This window comes from Mesorhizobium salmacidum (SeqCode) (assembly GCF_037179605.1).
Classification (GTDB): domain Bacteria; phylum Pseudomonadota; class Alphaproteobacteria; order Rhizobiales; family Rhizobiaceae; genus Mesorhizobium; species Mesorhizobium salmacidum.
The window spans coordinates 119890-138108 of record NZ_JAPYKS010000007.1 but is presented as its reverse complement, the minus strand read 5'-3'; the positions used below and the strand labels follow the sequence as shown (position 1 = coordinate 138108).

Below are 18219 nucleotides of genomic sequence, written 5' to 3'. Positions count from 1 at the left end.
TGCGGACCGCAAAAGACCATATCGCATCTTGAATGTCGGCGCCGCCAACGCGATGTAGGCAAGGCCGCCCAGAATCCCCCGGAGACCTGCATGACCTTTTCGACGACCAAAGCCCAGCCCTCTCAGAAGGCCGGCGATCCCTTTCTCTGGCTGGAAGACAGGACCAGCAAACAGTCGCTCGACTGGGTGCATAGCCAGAACGAGGTCACGGTGGCGGAATTGCAGGGCGATCCATCCTACCAGGTTTCCTTCCAGACGGCACTCGACCTGATGACGGCCGAGGACAATATCGCGGTTGGCGCGGCAATCGCTGGCCATGTCTACAATTTCTGGCAGGACAAGAACAATGCGCTCGGCCTGTGGCGGCGCACGACGATAGCTTCCTACAAAACCGACAAGCCCGACTGGGAGACGATCATCGACTTCGATCAACTGGCGGCGAAGGAGGGGATAAAGTGGGTGTTCGGCGGCGCTGTCAGGCTCTACCCCGATTTCAATCGCTGCCTGGTCTCGATGTCGCCCGATGGCGGTGACGCCAGCGCGATGCGCGAGTTCGACATCGCGGCCAAATCCTTCGTCGAAGACGGTTTTCAGGCGCCGGCCTCGAAATCGGGCTTCGGCTGGCTGGACGAGGATACGGTGATCGTCTCGGCCGCATTCGAAGAGGCCGACAAGACCGAGTCCGGATATCCACGCGTGGTCAAGCTCTGGAAGCGCGGCACGAGGCTGGAAGAGGCGACGCCGATCTTCGAGGGAAAGACCGAGGATCTTGCCGTTGGCGCCGGGGTCGAGTTCGATGGCGAGAAGCGTCACCTGTTTCTGGCGCGGACACTCAACTTCTTCGCGTCGCACAGTTTCCTGCGCCTCCCTTCGGGAGAGAACCGCCGCATCCCCCTGCCCGACGACGTCACCGACACCGCGCTCTTTAGGGATCAACTGGTGTTTGGAGTGCGGGCGCCATGGACGGCGCCGGACGGCACCGCATGCCAGCCGGACGGGCTTTATTCGATCGATTTCGCGTATTGGATCGAAACCGGCAGTTTTGGTCCGATCGAGACGTTGCTGGCGCCGGCATATCGCGTCTCGATCGCCGGTATCAGCCGCACGCAGGACCGCCTGTTCATCAACCTGATGGACAATGTGCGTGGCAAGGTTCTCGTTTGCGAGCGTAGGGACGACGCCTGGTCGCTGAAACCTGTCGCGCTGCCCGAAAACGGCACTGTCGGCATCAGCCATGCCGAGCATTTCGGCTCCACCGTCTCCTTCTCCTTCACCGATTTCCTGACGCCGAGTTCGATCATCTGGTCCGATGACGGTGGCGAGACGCTCGCCACCGTGAAGTCGCAGCCGGCGCGCTTCGATGCCTCGCCGCTTGTCTCGGAACAGTTCGAGGCGCGCTCGAAAGATGGCACGATGATCCCTTACTTCGTCGTCAGGCGGCGCGACCAGAATGGGCCGGTGCCGACGCTGCTCTACGGTTATGGCGGTTTCGAAGTGCCGCTGTTGCCCGGCTATGCCGGCGTGCGCGGCAGGCTGTGGCTGGAGAAGGGCAATGCCTATGTGCAAGCGTGTATTCGGGGCGGTGGCGAATTCGGCCCGGCTTGGCACCAGGCGGCGCTGAAAGGCAAGCGCCAGACCGGCTTCGACGACTTTGCCGCGGTGGCTGAGGATGTCGTTAGGCGTGGCATCGCAACGCCTGCCTCGCTTGGCATCCAGGGCGGCTCCAATGGCGGCTTGCTGACGGGCGCCTCCCTGACGCAGCATCCCGAGCTTTTCGGCGCCGTCATCATTGAGGTGCCGCTGCTCGACATGCTGCGCTACACCGAACTGCCGCCGGGCGCTTCGTGGATGGCCGAATATGGCGATCCGTCAAAGCCTGAAGACGCCAAATGGCTTTCCGCCTATTCACCCTACCAGCATGTCAAGGCGGATGCCGCCTATCCCCCGGTGCTGCTGACCACCTCGACCGCGGACGACCGGGTCCATCCGGGCCATGCGCGCAAGATGGCGGCCCGCCTGCAGGAAGCCGGACACGGCAAGACGCTGTTCTTCGAGGAGACCGAAGGCGGTCATGGCGGGCGCGGCGACCGACGGCCGCAGGCGGCGCAGACGGCGATGAAGTATGTGTTCCTGCAGCGGGCGCTGAGCGGCGAAGCCTGACATCATGCCATGGCGCCACTTGAGCAAAGGGTGGTTCACCTCGACCGCCCTTTGCTCTAAGGTGCCTTCATGGCTCTCGCTAGATTATCAGCTCGCGCATTCCGGGTCGCGGTGACGCCATCGTCACGCACGCTGCGCGCCGAGCTTTTGCGGCTGTGCGCCCGTATTGGTTATTCGCCACCTGCCGTCCTCTGACGAATTCGCCCCGGCAACGCCGGAATGATTTCAGAGGAAAGATCAAATCAATGACCTATCAGAATTATTCGCTGAAGCAGCTTCAGCAGATCGACGCCGCGCATCACTTGCATCCTTTCACCGACCATAAGGAGCTGCGTGAGGCCGGCGCGCGCGTCATCACCCACGCCAAGGGCCCGTTCATCTACGATTCCGAAGGGACGGAACTGCTGGACGGCATGGCCGGCCTGTGGTGCGTCAATATCGGCTACGGCCGTGACGAACTGGCCGAGGCCGCCTATGCCCAGATGAAGGAATTACCTTACTACAATTCCTTCTTCAAATGTTCGACGCCGACGCCGGTGCTGTTGTCGAAAAAGCTGGCCGAGATCGCGCCACGCAACGTCAACCAGGTTTTTTACGGCTCGTCCGGTTCGGAGGCCAACGACACCGCGTTGCGCCTTGTGCGCCACTATTGGGTGCTGGAAGGCAAGCCGGAGAAGAACCGCGTCATCTCGCGCAAGATGGCCTATCACGGTTCGACCATCGCCGGCACTTCGCTCGGCGGCATGGATGCCATGCACAAGCAGCTCAACGGCGCGGTGCCCAATATCGTCCATGTGATGATGCCCTATGCTTATGAGCTGGCTCTGCCTGGCGAAAGCGATCACGATTTCGGCCTGCGCGCGGCAAAATCCGTCGAGGATGCCATCATCGAGGCTGGCGCCGACAAGGTCGCGGCTTTCATCGGCGAGCCGGTGATGGGGGCGGGCGGCGTCAAGATCCCGCCGGCGAGCTACTGGCCCGAAGTGCAGCGCATCTGCCGCAAATACGACGTGCTTTTGATGCTGGACGAGGTCATCACCGGCTATGGCCGGACAGGTGAGTGGTTCGCGGCCCAGACCTTCGGCATCGAACCGGATACGATCACCACGGCCAAGGCGCTGACATCGGGCTATCAGCCGCTCTCGGCGCTGCTGGTTGGCGATCGCATTGCCTCGACGCTGGTCGAGAAGGGCGGCGAGTTCAACCACGGCTACACCTATTCGGGGCACCCAGTGGCCTGCGCCGTGGCGCTGAAGAACCTCGAGATTATCGAACAGGAAGGCCTGGTCGATCGCGTCAGGAACAACACCGGACCGTATTTCGCCAAGGCTTTGCAGGAGCGTATCGCCGGGCATGATCTGGTCGGCGAGGTGCGTTCGATCGGCCTGATGGGTGCGATCGAGATCGTCAAGGACAAGGCGACGAAGGAACGCTTCCTGCCGTCGGGAAGTGCCGCGGTGACGGTGCGCGATCATGCAATCGCCAATGGCATGATGCTGCGCGCCACCGGCGACACGATGATCCTGTCGCCGCCGCTGATCTGGACCCGCGACACCATCGACATGGCCTGCGAGCGCATCGGCAAGGCGCTCGACCTGGCGCAGGCGGACCTGCGCAAGCGGTAAAACGGAACCGGGCGTCCGTTGATCGGGCGCTCTCTTCTGGCCGCACGTCGTCGCTTTTCAACGGCGTCGCGGCCGAACGGTCGATCAGTGCCGCGCTGATGCCGGCCGGCCGCGCCGTGAAGGCAAATTTTCGCCGGCTTTCGACAAAGGGTTGAAGCGGGCGTCGCGGAACTTCTTTGCGCATCGTCGAAGTCATGCGCTAGAACCGATCGGCATACGCATCGATGGGGGACAACATGGCCGGACAACCGCTCAACCAGCCGGCTGAAATTCCAGCCGAACTCGATCGCTGGAACTGGGGCGCCTTCTTCCTCAACTGGATTTGGGGCATCGGCAACAGCACTTTCATCGCGCTGCTGGCGCTGATCCCCGTCGTCAACCTCATCATGATCTTCGTGCTCGGCGCGCGCGGCAGCCGCTGGGCCTGGCGGAACCGTGCCTGGCGCGACGCCGAGCAGTTCCGCAAGACGCAGCGCAATTGGGCGATTGCCGGCCTTGCCGTCTGGGTGGTCAGCATCGGCGGCTGTGCGACCATGGTCGGCAGCATCCCCTTCGTGCTCAAAGGCAGCGACGCCTTCCGAATGACTATGGACGCCGTCCGCGCCGACACCCGGGTGAAGGCCGCCATTGGCGACGATGTGACCGACAATTTCTGGGTCGGAGGCCACCTCAACGTTAATGCGAATGGGGCGGGCGATGCCCAGTTCAGCATTCCCGTCCACGGCGCCACGGGCAAGGGCACCGTGTTTTCCCATCTGGTTCGCAATGCGGGCACTTGGACCACGCGCCTGCTTGTGGTCCGCGTGGACGGCGTCGATGCACCGATCGTGCTGACCAATGAAGATCACGTGCCGATCCCGGGCGCGGCGATCGGAATATAGACGGATCGTCGATGATAAAGGGGTCGGAAACGCAAAAACCGCGCCCCATCGGGAACGCGGCTTTGCCAGATACGCATGGCGTTTCGCTACGAAGACACTTGCGAAACTTACGGGCTCCGGTACGCGAGACCTGATCCGGAGCGCCGGGCGGATGCGATATGTCCGCCTCGCAATCCGTTTTATAGGGACATCGTTACCGCGGAGTTATCGAGAGCTTAAGCAAATCTAAATTTGCCGCTCTTTCCCTGGGAATATCCGAAAAAGCTCTATGGAATCCGCCGCTTACGCTGAATTGCCGCGCAGAAAATTAATTATGCCGGAGAAATCGGCGCCGCCATGTCCCTGGGCGTTGAACAAGGCATAGAGCTGCGCCGCTTCGGCGCCGAGCGGCGTCACCGCGCCGGCGCCAAGCGCTGCTTCCTGGGACAATTTCAGGTCCTTCAGCATAAGAGCCGCAGCAAATCCCGGCTTGTAATCCTTGTTGGCGGGCGAAGTGGGAACTGGGCCGGGCACCGGGCAATAGGTGGTCAGCGACCAGCACTGGCCTGACGACGTCGAGGCGACGTCGAACAGCGCCTGATGCGACAGGCCGAGTTTCTCCGCCAGCACGAAGGCCTCGGCGACGCCGATCATCGAAATGCCGAGGATCATGTTGTTGCAGATCTTGGCGGCCTGCCCGGCGCCATCACCGCCGCAATGGACGATGCGGCCGGCCATCGCGTTCAAGACCGGCTCGGCGGCGGCGAAAGCTTCGTCGGAACCCCCGGCCATGAAGGTCAATGTACCGGCCGTGGCACCACCGGTGCCGCCGGAAACCGGCGCGTCGATCGACAGCAGGCCGTGTTTCGCGGCAATTGCATGCGCCTTGCGTGCCGAGTCCACGTCGATGGTCGAGGAATCGATGAACAAAGCGCCGTTTCTAGCCTTGGGAGCGATGTCCTCATAGACCGACAGCACGTGCTTGCCGGCGGGCAGCATGGTGATGACCACATCGGCATCCTTTGTCGCGGCGGCCGCGTTGGCCATGACGACGACACCATGCTCGCGCGCGATGGTGAGGTTTTCCGGCATCAGATCGAAGCCATGCACCGTATGGCCCGCCTTGACCAGGTTTGCGGCCATTGGATTGCCCATATTGCCGAGGCCGATGAAGGCGATGGTGGTCATTGTCTCTCTCCCGGAGCTTGCTGGCTTCAGCGGCCGATCAACGCGCGCGCGATGATCACGCGCATGATCTCGTTGGTGCCTTCGAGAATCTGGTGCACGCGCAGATCGCGCACCAGCTTCTCGATGCCGTAGTCGTGCAGATAGCCGTAGCCGCCGAGCAATTGCAGCGCATCGTTGGCGACGTCGAAGCCGGTGTCGCTGACGAAGCGCTTGGCCATCGCCGACCATTTGCCGGCGTCCGGCGCCTTGCGGTCGAGCTTCGAGGCCGCCGCATAGAGGAAGATGCGCGCGGCCTGCAACTCTGTCTCCATGTCGGCTAGCCTGAACTGCAGCGCCTGGAACTGGTTGATCTTCGAGCCGAAGGCCTTGCGTTCGGCCGTGTAGGCCAGCGCCTTGTCGAGCGCCGACTGGGCGCCGCCCAGCGAACAGGCGGCGATGTTCAGCCGGCCGCCGTCGAGCCCGGCCATGGCGATGCCGAAACCGGCGCCTTCGCCCGACAGGAGGTTCTCCGCCGGCACCTTGCAGTCCTCGAAGATGACCTGGCGGGTCGACTGCATATGCCAGCCCATCTTGTGCTCGTTGGCGCCGAAGGAGAGGCCGGGCGCATCCTTGGGCACGACAATGGTGGAGATGCCTTTCGGGCCGTCGGCGCCGGTGCGTACCATGACGGCGTAGACATCGCTGTCGCCGGCGCCCGAGATGAACTGCTTGGCGCCATTGAGAACATAGTCGCCGCCGCTCTTCACCGCGCGGGTCTTCAATGCAGCGGCATCGGAGCCGGAACCCGGCTCGGTCAGACAATAGCTCGCCAGCCATTCCATGGAGGTGAGCTTCGGCAGGAAACGCTGGCGCTGTTCTTCATTGCCGAAACGGTCGATCATCGAGGCCACCATGTTGTGGATCGAGATGAAGGACGAAAAGGCCGGATCGGCATGTGATAGCGCCTCGAAGATCAGCACCGCGTCGAGTCGGCCGAGTGCGGAACCGCCGACGTCGTCCTTGATATAGATGCCGCCGAGGCCGAGCGGTCCCGTTTCCCGGATCACGTCGGCGGGGAAGTGTTTCCTGCGGTCCCAGTCGAGTGCATTCGGCGCAACGCGATCGGCGGCGAAGGCCTGCGCCATCTCCTGGATGGCGCGCTGTTCCTCGTTGAGTTCGAACTGGCTGGTGCTCGCATCGACCGCGGCGTCCATGGCGTGCTCCCTATATGTTGGCCAGCTAGCCCGCTGGCCTGTCGTTTTTGGCTTTGCGCGCGCACCAATCTAGACCAATGATGCCGCCGCGCAACCCGACCCGCCGCGGAGCGGCTGTGCACCAATGCATGGCCGGAGCAAGATGTGACGACAAAATTCGACGAACTGCTGGAACAGTTCCACGCCTACCTTGCTTCCGTCGACGACGCCCTGGTGCGCGAGGCCGTGGCGCGCACAGGCTGGGACATGCCGGCCCGCGATCTGGAGCCGTATGCGCTTGGTTGCCTGCGCCATCTCGATCGCGCGGCTGAGCTGGCGCCGATGGCCGCGAAACCCCTGGTGCAATTGCTGGCACGGCGGCGCAACGACCTCCATTGGGGGCAGACTTACGGCGAAGCGGATCTCGGGAAAGATTTCATCGACAATTATGGCTGGCTGGAAATGTTCGGCACGCGCGGCCATTTCGCCAATGACGAGGTTGCGGCCGGGCTGCTGATCCTTGGGCCCGGGATCGTCTATCCCGACCATCATCACGTCGCCGAGGAGATCTACATTCCGCTGACCGGCGGTACGGAATGGCGCATGGGCGAGGGCAGTTTTCGCACGCGTGAAGCCGGCGAGGTCGTCCATCACGCCTCCAATGTCAACCACGCCATGCGGACTGGCAAGGAACCGCTGCTGGCGCTCTATATCTGGCACGGCGGGCCGTTGGCGCAGAAGTCCACGGTCACCGGAACCGCAACGCAGGGCCAGAGCTGATGGCCAAAGCGATCATGCTGCAAGGCACGGGCTCGGATGTCGGCAAGACGGTGCTGGTCGCCGGGCTGTGCCGCGTCGCCAGGAATCGCGGCCTGAAGGTGCGGCCGTTCAAGCCGCAGAACATGTCGAACAACGCTGCCGTTGCCGATATTCCCGGTGACAACAACCATGGCGGCGGCGAGATCGGCCGTGCGCAATGGCTGCAGGCGATCGCTTGCGGGGTTGCGCCGTCGGTCCATATGAACCCGGTGCTGCTCAAGCCGCAGACCGATGTCGGCGCCCAGGTCATCGTCCAGGGCAAGGTGTTCGGCGAAGCGCGGGCGCGCGACTATCAGGCGCTGAAGGGCCGGCTGATGGACGCGGTGCTGGATTCCTGGGGCAAGGTCGGCGAGGGCGCCGACCTCGTCATCGTCGAGGGCGCCGGTTCGCCGGCCGAAATCAACCTCAGGAGCCGCGACATCGCCAATATGGGCTTTGCCACGCGCGCCGACGTGCCGGTGGTGCTGGTCGGCGACATCGATCGCGGCGGCGTTATCGCCTCGGTCGCCGGTACGCATCTGATCCTGCCGGAAGAGGACAGGCGCATGATCGTCGGCTACCTCATCAACAAGTTCCGGGGCGATGTTTCGCTGTTCGATGATGGCCTGAAGGCGATCGAGAAATTCACCGGGTGGCGCTGTTTTGGCGTCGTGCCGTGGCTGAAGGCGGCGGCGCGGCTGCCATCGGAGGATTCCGTGGTGCTGGAGCGGCTGGCGTCCGGTGAGGCGCGCGCGTTGAAAGTGGCGGTGCCGATGCTTGGCCGCATCGCCAATTTCGACGATCTCGACCCGCTCAAGGCCGAACCGCAGGTCGAGGTGGTGTTCGTGCCGCCGGGGAAGAAGCTGCCGGCCGATGCCGGGCTGGTGGTCATTCCCGGCTCCAAGTCGACGATCGGCGACCTCCTGAAGTTTCGCGAGAATGGCTGGGATCGGGATTTGGCGGCGCACCGCAAGCGCGGCGGCCATGTCATCGGCATTTGCGGCGGTTTCCAGATGCTAGGCCGCACGGTGCGCGACCCCAACGGCATCGAAGGCAGCGTCACCGATGCCGAAGGGCTGGGCTTGCTTGATATCGAAACGGTGATGGAGCCGGAAAAGACGGTGCGCAATGTCAGTGCCCGCTCTGTGCCGTTTGACTTGCCGCTCGAGGGCTATGAGATCCATCTCGGCCGCACCACCGGCCCGGACACCGTGCGGCCGTCGGCGATCATCAACGGCATCGAGGATGGTGCGATCTCCGCCGATGGCAAGGTGATCGGCACTTACATGCATGGCCTGTTCGGCGCCGATGCCTTTCGGGGAAAATTCCTCGAAAGCCTCGGCATCAGGGGCGGCGGCATCGACTACCGCGCCGAGGTCGAGCGGGCGCTGGACGAGGTCGCGGCCGAGCTGGAGAACCATCTCGACTGCGATGCGATTTTCGCGCTGGCACGTTGAAGGTCAAAATCAGGCCTTTTCATCTGCTTTCGGCCAGTAGGTGCCGAACGACCAGACATTGCCTTCGGGATCGCGGCAGATGAATTCGCGGCTGCCGTAATCGCGGTTCGTCAGTTCCTGGATGATCGTCGCGCCGGCCTTCCTGGCCTTGGCGTAAGCGGCGTCGGCATCGTCGACGGCGATATAGATCGACTTGCCGCCGCCTGAACCGGGTTCGCCGACCATCTTGCCGTAGTCGTCGTCGCGCACCGTGCCCAGCATGATCATCGAAGAGCCGAAGACCAGTTCGGCATGATGCACGACATCGCCTTCGCCATAGCGGGCACGGACGCTGAAGCCGAAGGCTTCGCCCAGCCAGTCGATCATCCTTGCCGCATTCTTGTAGCGCAAAGCAGGGTAGAGCCGGGGTGCTTCAGGGATGGCGGGCATGGGAACCTCCTTCGTGGGTTGATCGATAAATCCCTGTTTGTGCATGTGTTGTCCCAAACTGCTGCGCAAATTTGGGCGACATGCATCACTCTGTTCGAAGGCCGTTCCAGCGTCTTGAAGAAATGTTACCTGACCGAAAGTGCCGTTGGCGTCTCGCCTGCAAACTCGCGAAATTCGCGCACAAGATGCGCCTGGTCGGCATAGCCGCAATCGGCGGCGATATCGGCCCAGTCGGCGGTTGGCTGCCTCGACAGGCCGAGCGCCCGGTTGAAGCGGACGATTCGCGACAGCGTCTTGGGGCCAATGCCGGTCGCGTCGGAGAATTTGTCGGCAAGGTGTTTGCGGCTCCAGCCCAGCCGTTCGGCAAGCGATGCAATCCGGGTCCGGCCGCCTGACGCGATGATACGGTCATAAGCCCAGGCGATTTCCAGCGGCGTCTCAGCGGCGCTCTCAAGACGAGCGGCGACGAAGGCCTCGGCAAGATCGAAACGCGCCGTCCAGTCAGGCGCGTTGCCGAGCTGTTCGCGCAGCGCCATGCCTTCCGCGCCAAGCACGTCATCGAGCACGACCATGCTGTCGGTCAAGCCGCTCATCGGCAGGCGGAAGAAGCGGCGTGCGCCAAGAGGGGTGAAATTGACTTGGATGCAGCAGGCGCCGCCGAAGGATTCGATCATTACCGGACCGGCAAAAAGGCCGGCGGCGAAACTGGCGAAGCGGTCATTGTCACCAGGCGTCCTGCCGAGGCCGATGGCGAAGGGCTCGGCGAAGCTGATCACCAACGGCACCGTCAGCGACGCGTATTCGACATTGCGGAAATGGCCCGCCGCCGTCTCGCGATAGCCGCAGATGTCGATGACCACGCCCTCGAGCGCAGGATCGGGAAAACGCCGGCGCATTTCGAATAGCCCCGATATGGAGCGATCCAGTTCTTTCCGGCGCTGCATCTCGATTGGCATTGGCCATCCTTCCGCCAAGCCAAATCTAGCAGAGCCCGCATCAAAATCAAAAACGCCCGGCTTTTGGCCGGGCGCTCTCGGTCCCCACTTGTCGAGGGAAACTTGTCAGGCGCCGCGCATCAGGCAGCCGGCGGCGAGCACGATGTAGGCGACGAGCACGATCCACACCGATGCGAGCGGAATGAACGCAAAAACGCCAAGCGCGGCAAGAATGCCGATGATGGCGATGACCAGGGAAATGATGAAAACAATCTGGGTAGGCGCGCTGAGATTCATGTCTGGCTCCTCCAACATGATTCGAACAGCGATATTGTAACAGGCGCGTGATCACACACCAATCATGACACGCAGCGGGTTGGCCGGATCCGCCAGCAGCTTCACCGCCAGAGCCACGCAGACGATGACCAGCAGCGGCTTGATCAGTTTGGCGCCGATGCGCATGGCGAGACTGGCACCAAGCCGGGCGCCGAGGAACTGGGCAACGCCCATCATCAGGCCGATCTTCCAGGAGATGACGCCGACGGCGGCAAAGACGATGAAACCGCCAATGTTGGAAGCGAAATTGAGCAGTTTGGTGTGCGCCGTCGCCTTGAGCACTCCGTAGCCGGCGAGCGTCACGAAGGCCAGCATGTAGAAGGAACCGGCGCCCGGCCCGAACACGCCGTCATAGAACCCGATGGCCGGCACCACGGCCACGCCGAACAGGAAGGGCGACAGGCGCTCGGCCCGGTCGACATCGTTCATGTTGGGCTTGAGCGCGAAATACAGCGCGATGGCGATCAGCACCAGCGGCAGGGCCGCGCGCAACAGGTCGCCGGGCACGATCGTGGCCAGCAACGCGCCGACGGCACCGCCGGCAAGTGCCAGCAGCGCCGATGGCAATTGCCGGCGCAGGTCGACATGGCCTTTCGAGGCATAGTGGATCGTCGCCGACCCGGAGCCGAACATGCCTTGCAGCTTGTTGGTTCCAAGCGCCTCGACCGGCGAGAAACCGGCAAGCAGCAACGCCGGAATGGTGATCAGTCCGCCGCCGCCGGCAATCGAATCGACAAAGCCCGCGGCAAAAGCCGCGAGGGCAAGCATGGCGATGGACTGGATGCTGAGGTCGATCATCTGATCTGTCGAGATGTCCGGTCGGCTGAGATAGCGCGCGTTCGACCACGACCACCCCGTTTGCGCAAGGCCGATTCCGCGCTAATTCTATTGAAGAGGAATCGGAAAGGGGCCGTTCATGGCATTCGCGTTGCTGGACCAGATACGCTCGATCTTCGACGGCGACCCGGGCGTGCGCAAGGTCGCGGACGATCCCGTCCTCTCGGCGGAACTGCTGATGCTGTTCCGGATGATCCTGGCAGATGGCACAGTGAGCGAGAGCGAGATGGTTGCCTTCCGGCGCATCTGCAAGGATGCCTTCGGTATTCCGGAGACCAGCATCGATGCCGTCATCGAATACCTCAACGAATTCGGCTACGAGACCAACGGCTCGCAGGCGATCGCGTTGTTCCGTGACCTCGACGTCGAGCGGCGCAAGCAATTGGCGCAGCATATGGCGGAGATCGCCAAGGCGGATTCGCAGCTGGCCGAAACCGAGGTGCGGCTGCTCCGCCGCACGCTCGATTTGCTCGACATCAGCCCGGTCGATGTGGTGAAGCCGGAAGGTTGACACTGCATGAGACAACCAATCGCCAGCGCCGAGGGGCTGTTTGTGTGAGCTTTGCCGATAGCTACCTCGGACAATTGCGGGTGCTGATCGGCGACCGTCTGGTGCTGATGCCAGGTGCTCGTATCGTCATCGAACGCGCAGACGGCAGCATTCTCCTGCAGAAACGAATCGATTTTGGCTTGTGGGGCTTGCCCGGCGGTAATGCCGAGGAAGGCGAGGGCCTGGAAACCCTGGTGGTCCGAGAAGTACTTGAGGAGACCGGCTTGATCGTCAGCGGTGTCGAGCCGTTCGGGTTCGGCTGCGACCCCAATTATGAAACCTTCCAGTTCCCGAATGGCGATCGCGCGCAGTTCTTCGCACTGATGTTTTACACGCGCCGCTTTGAAGGCGAGCCGGCCGTCACCGACGACGAGAGCAGCGCCGTCGGCTGGTTCACGGTCGACAGCCTGCCTGAGATGCTGCCAAACATGGCGCGCAGCGTTGACGCCTATCTCCGGTTCAAGACCACCGGAAAATTCCAGATGATCTGAGAGGGTACCAAAGCGGCGCCACTTTGGGCGACATGCATCAGCCCTGTTCCTGCATCCGTCGAGCGATCGCGCGATGCAAATCCGGGGCGGCGGTGACCAGCGCCCTTGCGGCTTCGGATTGTGGATGGTCGAGCACTTCGCTCGTTCTGCCGCGCTCGACGATCTTGCCGTCATGCATGACCAGCACTTCGTCCGTGATGGCGCGGGCGACGGTAAGGTCATGGGTGATGAAGAGATAGGCGATGCCAAGCTTCTGGTTGAGATCGGCGAACAGGTCGAGGATCTGGGCACGGATCGAGACATCGAGTGCCGAGACCGGCTCGTCGGCGACCACCAGTTTCGGGCGGGTGATGATGGCGCGGGCGATCGACAGGCGCTGACGCTGGCCGCCCGAAAACTCGTGCGGGTATTTGTCCATGTCGCGTTGGTCGAGGCCGACCTCGTGGAGCGCGTGCGCCACCATCTCGCGGCGTTCGGCCCGCGTCGGTTTTTTCTCCAGGACATGAAGCGGCTCGGCAACCAGTTTTTCGACCTTCTGGCGTGGATCGAAGGACCCGTAGGGATCCTGGAACACGACCTGCATATCGCGCCTGGCCGGCTTCAGCTCGGCTTCGCTCTTGCCGGTGATGGCTTCGCCGCGAAACCGGATCGCGCCCGAACCCGGCCGGTCCAGTGCCAGGATCATGCGGGCAAGGGTCGACTTGCCGCAACCGGAGCGGCCGACCAGTGCCACCGACTGGCCCGGCGCCATCGAAAGGGAGACGTCGTCGACGGCGGGAATCGCCGGCGCACGGCTGAACAGCGAGATGCGGCGGCCGGGGTAGTCGCGGGTGACGCCTTCGACCTGGAGCAAGGGTTGGTCCGTCCCGACACGGTGAGGCTTGGCACGCGTCGGTACATGCATCGAAGCCTGCGCCAGCTGGCGCGTATAGGGATGAAGCTGACCGGAGAGCGTGCGCGCCGTGTCGCCTGCTTCCATCACCTCGCCATGGCGCAGGATGGTGATGCGGTCGGCCATCTCGGTCACGACAGCGAGATCATGCGAGATCAGCAGCAGGCCCATGCGGTTCTCCACAACGAGGTCGCGCAGGAGGTCCAGGATCTGCGCCTGCAGCACCACGTCGAGCGCCGTCGTCGGCTCGTCGGCGATCAGCAGCTTCGGCTTCAACGCGCAGGCGATGGCGATGACGACGCGCTGGCGCTGGCCGCCTGACAGTTCGTGGGGATAGCGCGACAGCGGGAACTTTGCCGAGGGCAGACCGACGCGGTCGAGTATTTTTCGCGCGCGCTCCTCGGCCTCGGCACGGCTTGCCCTGGTGTGCCAGCGTATGCCTTCCGCGACCTGTTCGCCGATCGTCTTGACCGGATTGAGCGCTGTCATCGGTTCCTGGAACACCATGCCGATGTCGTCGCCGCGCAGGGCGCACATCTGGTCCTCGGTTGCCCTCAGAATGTCGATGCCGTTGAATGTGACGCGCCCGGTGGCACGTGCGGCATGGGGCAGGAGCCGCATCACCGTCAGCGCGGTCATCGATTTGCCGGAGCCGGATTCGCCGACCAGTCCCATCACCTCGCCGGGCGCGACGGAGAGCTCAATGTTCTTCAGGACCTGCGTGTCGCCGATGGTCAGCGACAGATTGTCGATTTCGAGCAGGCTCATCGCTGCCGCCGCGATTTCGGGTCGAGAATGTCGGCGATGCCGTCGCCCAGGAGGTTCAGGCCGAGCACGGTGACGACGATCGCCATGCCGGGGAAGATCGCCATCCACGGCGCCACCACCATGCGCGTCTGGGCGTCGAACAGCATGCGGCCCCAACTCGGCATTGGCGGCTGCGCCCCGAGGCCGAGATAGGAAAGCCCGGCTTCGGCCAGGATGCCCAGCGCGAACTGGATTGTGCCCTGCACCAGGAGCAGCGTGGCGATATTGGGCAGCACATGTTCGATCGATATCTGCGTGCTGCTCTTGCCGGCGGCGCGCGCGGCAAGGATGAATTCGCGCGGCCAGACGGCAAGCGCGCCGGCGCGGGCGACGCGGGCAAAGACCGGAATGTTGAAGATGCCGATGGCGATGATGGCGTTGATGGCGCCCGGCCCGAAAATGGCGGTGATCATTATGGCCGACAGCAGCGCGGGGAAGGCGAAGACGAGATCGTTGACGCGCATCAGCGCCTCGTCGACGAGGCCGCCGCGCGCCGCGGCGAAGGCGCCAAGCGGCACGCCGACCCCCATGCCGATGCCGACGGCGACCAGCGCCACGGCAATCGAATTGCGCGCGCCAACCATGATCATCGACAGGATATCGCGGCCGAAATGGTCGGTGCCGAACCAATGCGCCAGCGAGGGGCCTTGCGTCTTGTCCCCTATGACCAGCTTTGTCACATCGTAAGGTGTCCAGGCATAGGAGACGATGGCCATTGCCAGGATCAGCACCGTGATGACGAAGCCGGCGACGAATGCGGCGTTCCCAAACGCCTTGGCCAGGATGCTGCGGAACGTCTCTTCGGGGATGTCGATGCGCAGCGTCATTGCCGGGTCCTCAGGCGAGGATCGACCGCCGCATAGGAAAGGTCGACGACGAGGTTGACGGCAATGACGGCGGCGACCAGCAGCATGACCACGCTTTCGACGACGATCAGGTCGCGCTGGGTGATCGCCTGGAACACCAGCCGGCCGAGACCGGGCAAATAGAAGACATTCTCGATGATGATGGTACCGGCGAGCAGGAAGGCGAATTGCAGGCCAAGAATGGTCAGCACCGGGATCATGGCGTTGCGCAGCGCGTGCCGCCACAGCACGGCGCGATAGGGCAGGCCCTTGGCGCGGGCGGTGCGGATATAGTCCTCGTTCAGCACCTCGATCAGCGCCGAGCGGGTGACGCGCGCCAGGATCGCCGCTTGTGGTAGGGCAAGCGCTACCGCCGGCAACAGCAGCGATTTCAGCGCGGGCCAGGCGCCGGCTGCCCAACCGGGAAAACCACCGGCTGGGACCAGGCGCAGCCAGACGGCAAAGATATAGATCAGCATCAGCGCGAACCAGAAATTGGGGACGGCGACGCCAAGCTGCGCCACGCCCATTGAAATCGTGTCGCCGGCCCGTCCGCGCCGGCTGGCGGAATAAAGCCCGACCGGAATGGCGATGATGGTAGAGAGCGCCAGCGCGATCAGCGCCAGCGGCAGCGAGACGGCGAGCCGTTCACGCACGAGATCGATGACCGGCACCGAATAGGTATAGGAGCGGCCGAAATCGAGGCTGAGCAGGCCACCGGCCCAATGCAGGTAGCGCAGGACAAGTGGCGCGTTGAGACCCATCTGGTTGCGCAAGAGTTCGACCTGATCAGCGCTGGCATTCATACCCAGCATCAGCCGCGCAGGGTCGCCGGGGAGGACCTCCAGCACGGCGAACACCACCATCGAGGCGAGGACCAGCGTTGCGAAGGCGATGGCGAGGCGCTTGAGGAGGTAGGCTGTCATGGAAGGCGTGGGGCCGAATTGATCCCGTGGAAAAGCCGCGCCGGTGCCTCATCGCATCTTCTGTTTTGAGGGCGGCTCACCACGACTTCGTCATCCTGGGGCGAAGCAGGAGCGAAGCGACGTCGCGGAGACCCCAGGATCCATGCCGTGACGGAAGTTGAAGCGCGCGACGGTCCAGACCTGCATCGCGTTTCTCTGTCTCCACTGTCGCGTCTCCCAGATTCTGCACCGCAGCGGTGCTCGTAAGTCACGGAATGGATCCTAGGGTCTGCGCAAGCGCTGCGCGCCTGCTACGCCCTAGGATGACGAAACGAACCTCACTCGCTCCACTTCACCTTGGTGAGATCATTGGCCTGGATCGGGGCGTTCTCCCATAATCCCTGCAATTTGGCGTCCCAGACGCCGATCTTGGGCAGTTCGTAGAGGAAGCCGACCACGGCATCGTCGGCCAGGATCTTCTGTGCCTCGCCAAGCAGTTCCTTGCGCTTGGCTTCGTCGGAGGTGAGGTTGAGGTCGGCAATTATCTTGTCGAAGGTCGGATTGTCGTAGTTGAAGTAGTAGTCCTTGCGCGAATAGATATCGATGTCGTTCGGTTCGGTGTGGGAGACGATGGTCAGGTCGTAGTCCTTCTTGGTGAACACCTGGTCCAGCCACTGCGCCCATTCGACCGGGATGATCTCGAGGTTGATGCCGACATCGCGAAGTTCCGAGGCGATGATCTCGCCACCCAGCCGTGCATAGCTGGGCGGCGGCAGTTTCAGCGTCGCCTTGAAGCCGTTCTCCAGCCCGGCTTCCTTCAGCAACTCCTTGGCCTTGTCGATATTGTGCGGATAGAGGCCGGTGAGGTCGACATAGTCCTTGTTGGCTGGCGACATGTGCGAGCCGATCGGCAGGCCAAGGCCGGCCGAGGCGCCGTCGATGATCGCCTTGCGGTCGAGCGCGTAGGAGATCGCCTGCCTGACCTGCAGCTTGTCGAAAGGCGGCTTCTTGTTGTTGATCGCCAGGATGGTCTCGCCCTCGGTCGAGCCGATCACCACCTTGAAACGCGGGTCGTCCTTGATCTGTGCCAGGCTGTCGGGATCGAAGAAGGGGAAGGCCTGGATGTCGCCGGACAGCAGCGCCGGCACATAGGCCGCGGCATCCGGCACGATGCGGAACTCGACTTTGTCGAGGAACACCGGAGCGCCCCAGTAATGGTCGGCTTTTACCAAAGTGATCGATGATCCCTTGGCCCAGTTCTGGAATTTGAAGGGGCCGGTGCCAACAGGTTTTTCCTTGTTGGTATCGGCGGATTTGGGGGACACCATCACCGCGTCGCCCCATCCCATATTGTAGAGGAAAGACCCTTGCGGGTTCTTCAGCGTGACCTTGACCGTTGCCGGATCGATGATCTCGACCTTGTCGATGGCCGCGAAGAGGCCCTTCTGCGCATTGACCGAATTGTCCGCGCGGGCCCGGTCGAGCGAGAATTTCACGTCGTCGGCGCTGAAATCGGCGCCGTCGTGGAATTTGACGCCGGTGTGCAGCTTGAACGTATAGATCTTGCCGTCATCGGAAATTGTCCAGCCCTCGGCCAGATCCGGCAGAACCTCACCATTGGGGCCGATCCGGGTCAGACCCTCGAAGACATTGGCGTAGAGCACTTCCTTGATCGCCGCCGCGGCGCCCGCGGTTGGATCGAGATGGGGCGGTTCGAGCGGAATGCCGATGACCAGGTCGGTCCGGGCCGCAAAGGCCTGACTTCCGGCGGCCAGCGCAAGGAGCGCCGCGGCCAGAATGGTTTTCCACAGTCTCATCATGCAACTCCCATGCGTTCAGGACACGTGCTCAAACCGGGCGATAGAAGCGTGATTTCGCGCGGGAGTAAATTGCGTTTCGTGCTGCCGGGCAGGATGGCCGGGAATGTTTTTG

The 18219-nt window shown here is 63.0% G+C and carries 17 protein-coding genes; 7 read left to right on the top strand and 10 right to left on the bottom strand.

The window, feature by feature from the left end:
- The first annotated feature begins 90 nt into the window (after positions 1-90).
- The 3 genes from O7A60_RS11800 (at position 91) to O7A60_RS11790 (ending at position 4666) form a co-directional block, all read left to right on the top strand.
- Positions 91-2160: a prolyl oligopeptidase family serine peptidase gene (locus O7A60_RS11800; RefSeq protein ID WP_337106410.1), complete on the top strand. Its 2070-nt coding sequence runs from the start codon at positions 91-93 to the stop codon at positions 2158-2160.
- Between the two features lie 245 nt (positions 2161-2405).
- Positions 2406-3785, top strand: a complete 1380-nt coding sequence (locus tag O7A60_RS11795; protein WP_337106409.1) for an aspartate aminotransferase family protein — start codon at positions 2406-2408, stop codon at positions 3783-3785.
- Between the two features lie 236 nt (positions 3786-4021).
- Entirely contained in the window at positions 4022-4666 is a 645-nt protein-coding gene (locus O7A60_RS11790) for a cytochrome c oxidase assembly factor Coa1 family protein (protein WP_337106408.1), read from the top strand.
- Positions 4667-4948: 282 nt separating this feature from the next.
- Here the strand turns inward: O7A60_RS11790 and mmsB are convergent, their stop codons facing one another.
- Complete coding sequence (mmsB, locus tag O7A60_RS11785; protein WP_337106407.1) at positions 4949-5833, bottom strand: 3-hydroxyisobutyrate dehydrogenase; 885 nt, start codon at positions 5831-5833, stop codon at positions 4949-4951.
- A gap of 26 nt (positions 5834-5859) precedes the next feature.
- The gene (locus O7A60_RS11780; RefSeq protein ID WP_337106406.1) at positions 5860-7026 is read right to left on the bottom strand and encodes an isobutyryl-CoA dehydrogenase; all 1167 of its coding nucleotides are present in this window, start codon (positions 7024-7026) and stop codon (positions 5860-5862) included.
- 144 nt (positions 7027-7170) lie between these two features.
- Between O7A60_RS11780 and O7A60_RS11775 the strand changes: the two genes are divergently transcribed.
- Together O7A60_RS11775 and O7A60_RS11770 are read left to right on the top strand one after the other, a co-directional pair.
- Positions 7171-7785, top strand: coding sequence for a dimethylsulfonioproprionate lyase family protein (locus O7A60_RS11775; protein ID WP_337106405.1), 615 nt, complete (start codon positions 7171-7173; stop codon positions 7783-7785).
- Positions 7785-9260: a cobyric acid synthase gene (locus O7A60_RS11770; RefSeq protein WP_337106404.1), complete on the top strand. Its 1476-nt coding sequence runs from the start codon at positions 7785-7787 to the stop codon at positions 9258-9260. Before O7A60_RS11775 ends, O7A60_RS11770 begins: the two co-directional genes overlap by 1 nt.
- A 9-nt stretch (positions 9261-9269) precedes the next feature.
- Here the strand turns inward: O7A60_RS11770 and O7A60_RS11765 are convergent, their stop codons facing one another.
- The 4 genes from O7A60_RS11765 to O7A60_RS11750 all read right to left on the bottom strand — a co-directional run bounded on the left by O7A60_RS11765 (position 9270) and on the right by O7A60_RS11750 (position 11758).
- A complete protein-coding gene (locus O7A60_RS11765) occupies positions 9270-9689 on the bottom strand; it encodes a VOC family protein (RefSeq protein WP_337106403.1) in 420 nt (139 codons plus the stop codon).
- Between the two features lie 125 nt (positions 9690-9814).
- Positions 9815-10645, bottom strand: coding sequence for a helix-turn-helix domain-containing protein (locus O7A60_RS11760; RefSeq protein WP_337106402.1), 831 nt, complete (start codon positions 10643-10645; stop codon positions 9815-9817).
- 105 nt (positions 10646-10750) lie between these two features.
- The gene (locus tag O7A60_RS11755; RefSeq protein WP_084636692.1) at positions 10751-10921 is read right to left on the bottom strand and encodes a hypothetical protein; all 171 of its coding nucleotides are present in this window, start codon (positions 10919-10921) and stop codon (positions 10751-10753) included.
- Positions 10922-10972: 51 nt separating this feature from the next.
- Complete coding sequence (locus O7A60_RS11750; RefSeq protein ID WP_337106401.1) at positions 10973-11758, bottom strand: TSUP family transporter; 786 nt, start codon at positions 11756-11758, stop codon at positions 10973-10975.
- Between the two features lie 118 nt (positions 11759-11876).
- Between O7A60_RS11750 and O7A60_RS11745 the strand changes: the two genes are divergently transcribed.
- Together O7A60_RS11745 and O7A60_RS11740 are read left to right on the top strand one after the other, a co-directional pair.
- Positions 11877-12308, top strand: a complete 432-nt coding sequence (locus O7A60_RS11745; RefSeq protein WP_337106400.1) for a TerB family tellurite resistance protein — start codon at positions 11877-11879, stop codon at positions 12306-12308.
- A 44-nt stretch (positions 12309-12352) separates the two neighbouring features.
- The gene (locus O7A60_RS11740; RefSeq protein ID WP_337106399.1) at positions 12353-12838 is read left to right on the top strand and encodes an NUDIX domain-containing protein; all 486 of its coding nucleotides are present in this window, start codon (positions 12353-12355) and stop codon (positions 12836-12838) included.
- A gap of 37 nt (positions 12839-12875) precedes the next feature.
- On the opposite strand, the gene O7A60_RS11735 is transcribed toward O7A60_RS11740, so the two are convergent.
- From O7A60_RS11735 to O7A60_RS11720, 4 genes are all read right to left on the bottom strand, one after another.
- A complete protein-coding gene (locus O7A60_RS11735) occupies positions 12876-14498 on the bottom strand; it encodes an ABC transporter ATP-binding protein (RefSeq protein WP_337106398.1) in 1623 nt (540 codons plus the stop codon).
- On the bottom strand, positions 14495-15364 hold the full coding sequence (locus O7A60_RS11730; protein WP_337106397.1) for an ABC transporter permease: 870 nt from the start codon (positions 15362-15364) through the stop codon (positions 14495-14497). The genes O7A60_RS11735 and O7A60_RS11730 overlap by 4 nt, the downstream gene beginning before the upstream one ends.
- Positions 15361-16308 (bottom strand): ABC transporter permease, encoded by a 948-nt coding sequence (locus O7A60_RS11725; RefSeq protein WP_337106395.1) that lies wholly within the window; start codon positions 16306-16308, stop codon positions 15361-15363. The genes O7A60_RS11730 and O7A60_RS11725 overlap by 4 nt, the downstream gene beginning before the upstream one ends.
- Positions 16309-16625: 317 nt before the next feature.
- Entirely contained in the window at positions 16626-18104 is a 1479-nt protein-coding gene (locus tag O7A60_RS11720; protein ID WP_337106394.1) for an ABC transporter substrate-binding protein, read from the bottom strand.
- Between the last annotated feature and the right edge of the window lie 115 nt (positions 18105-18219).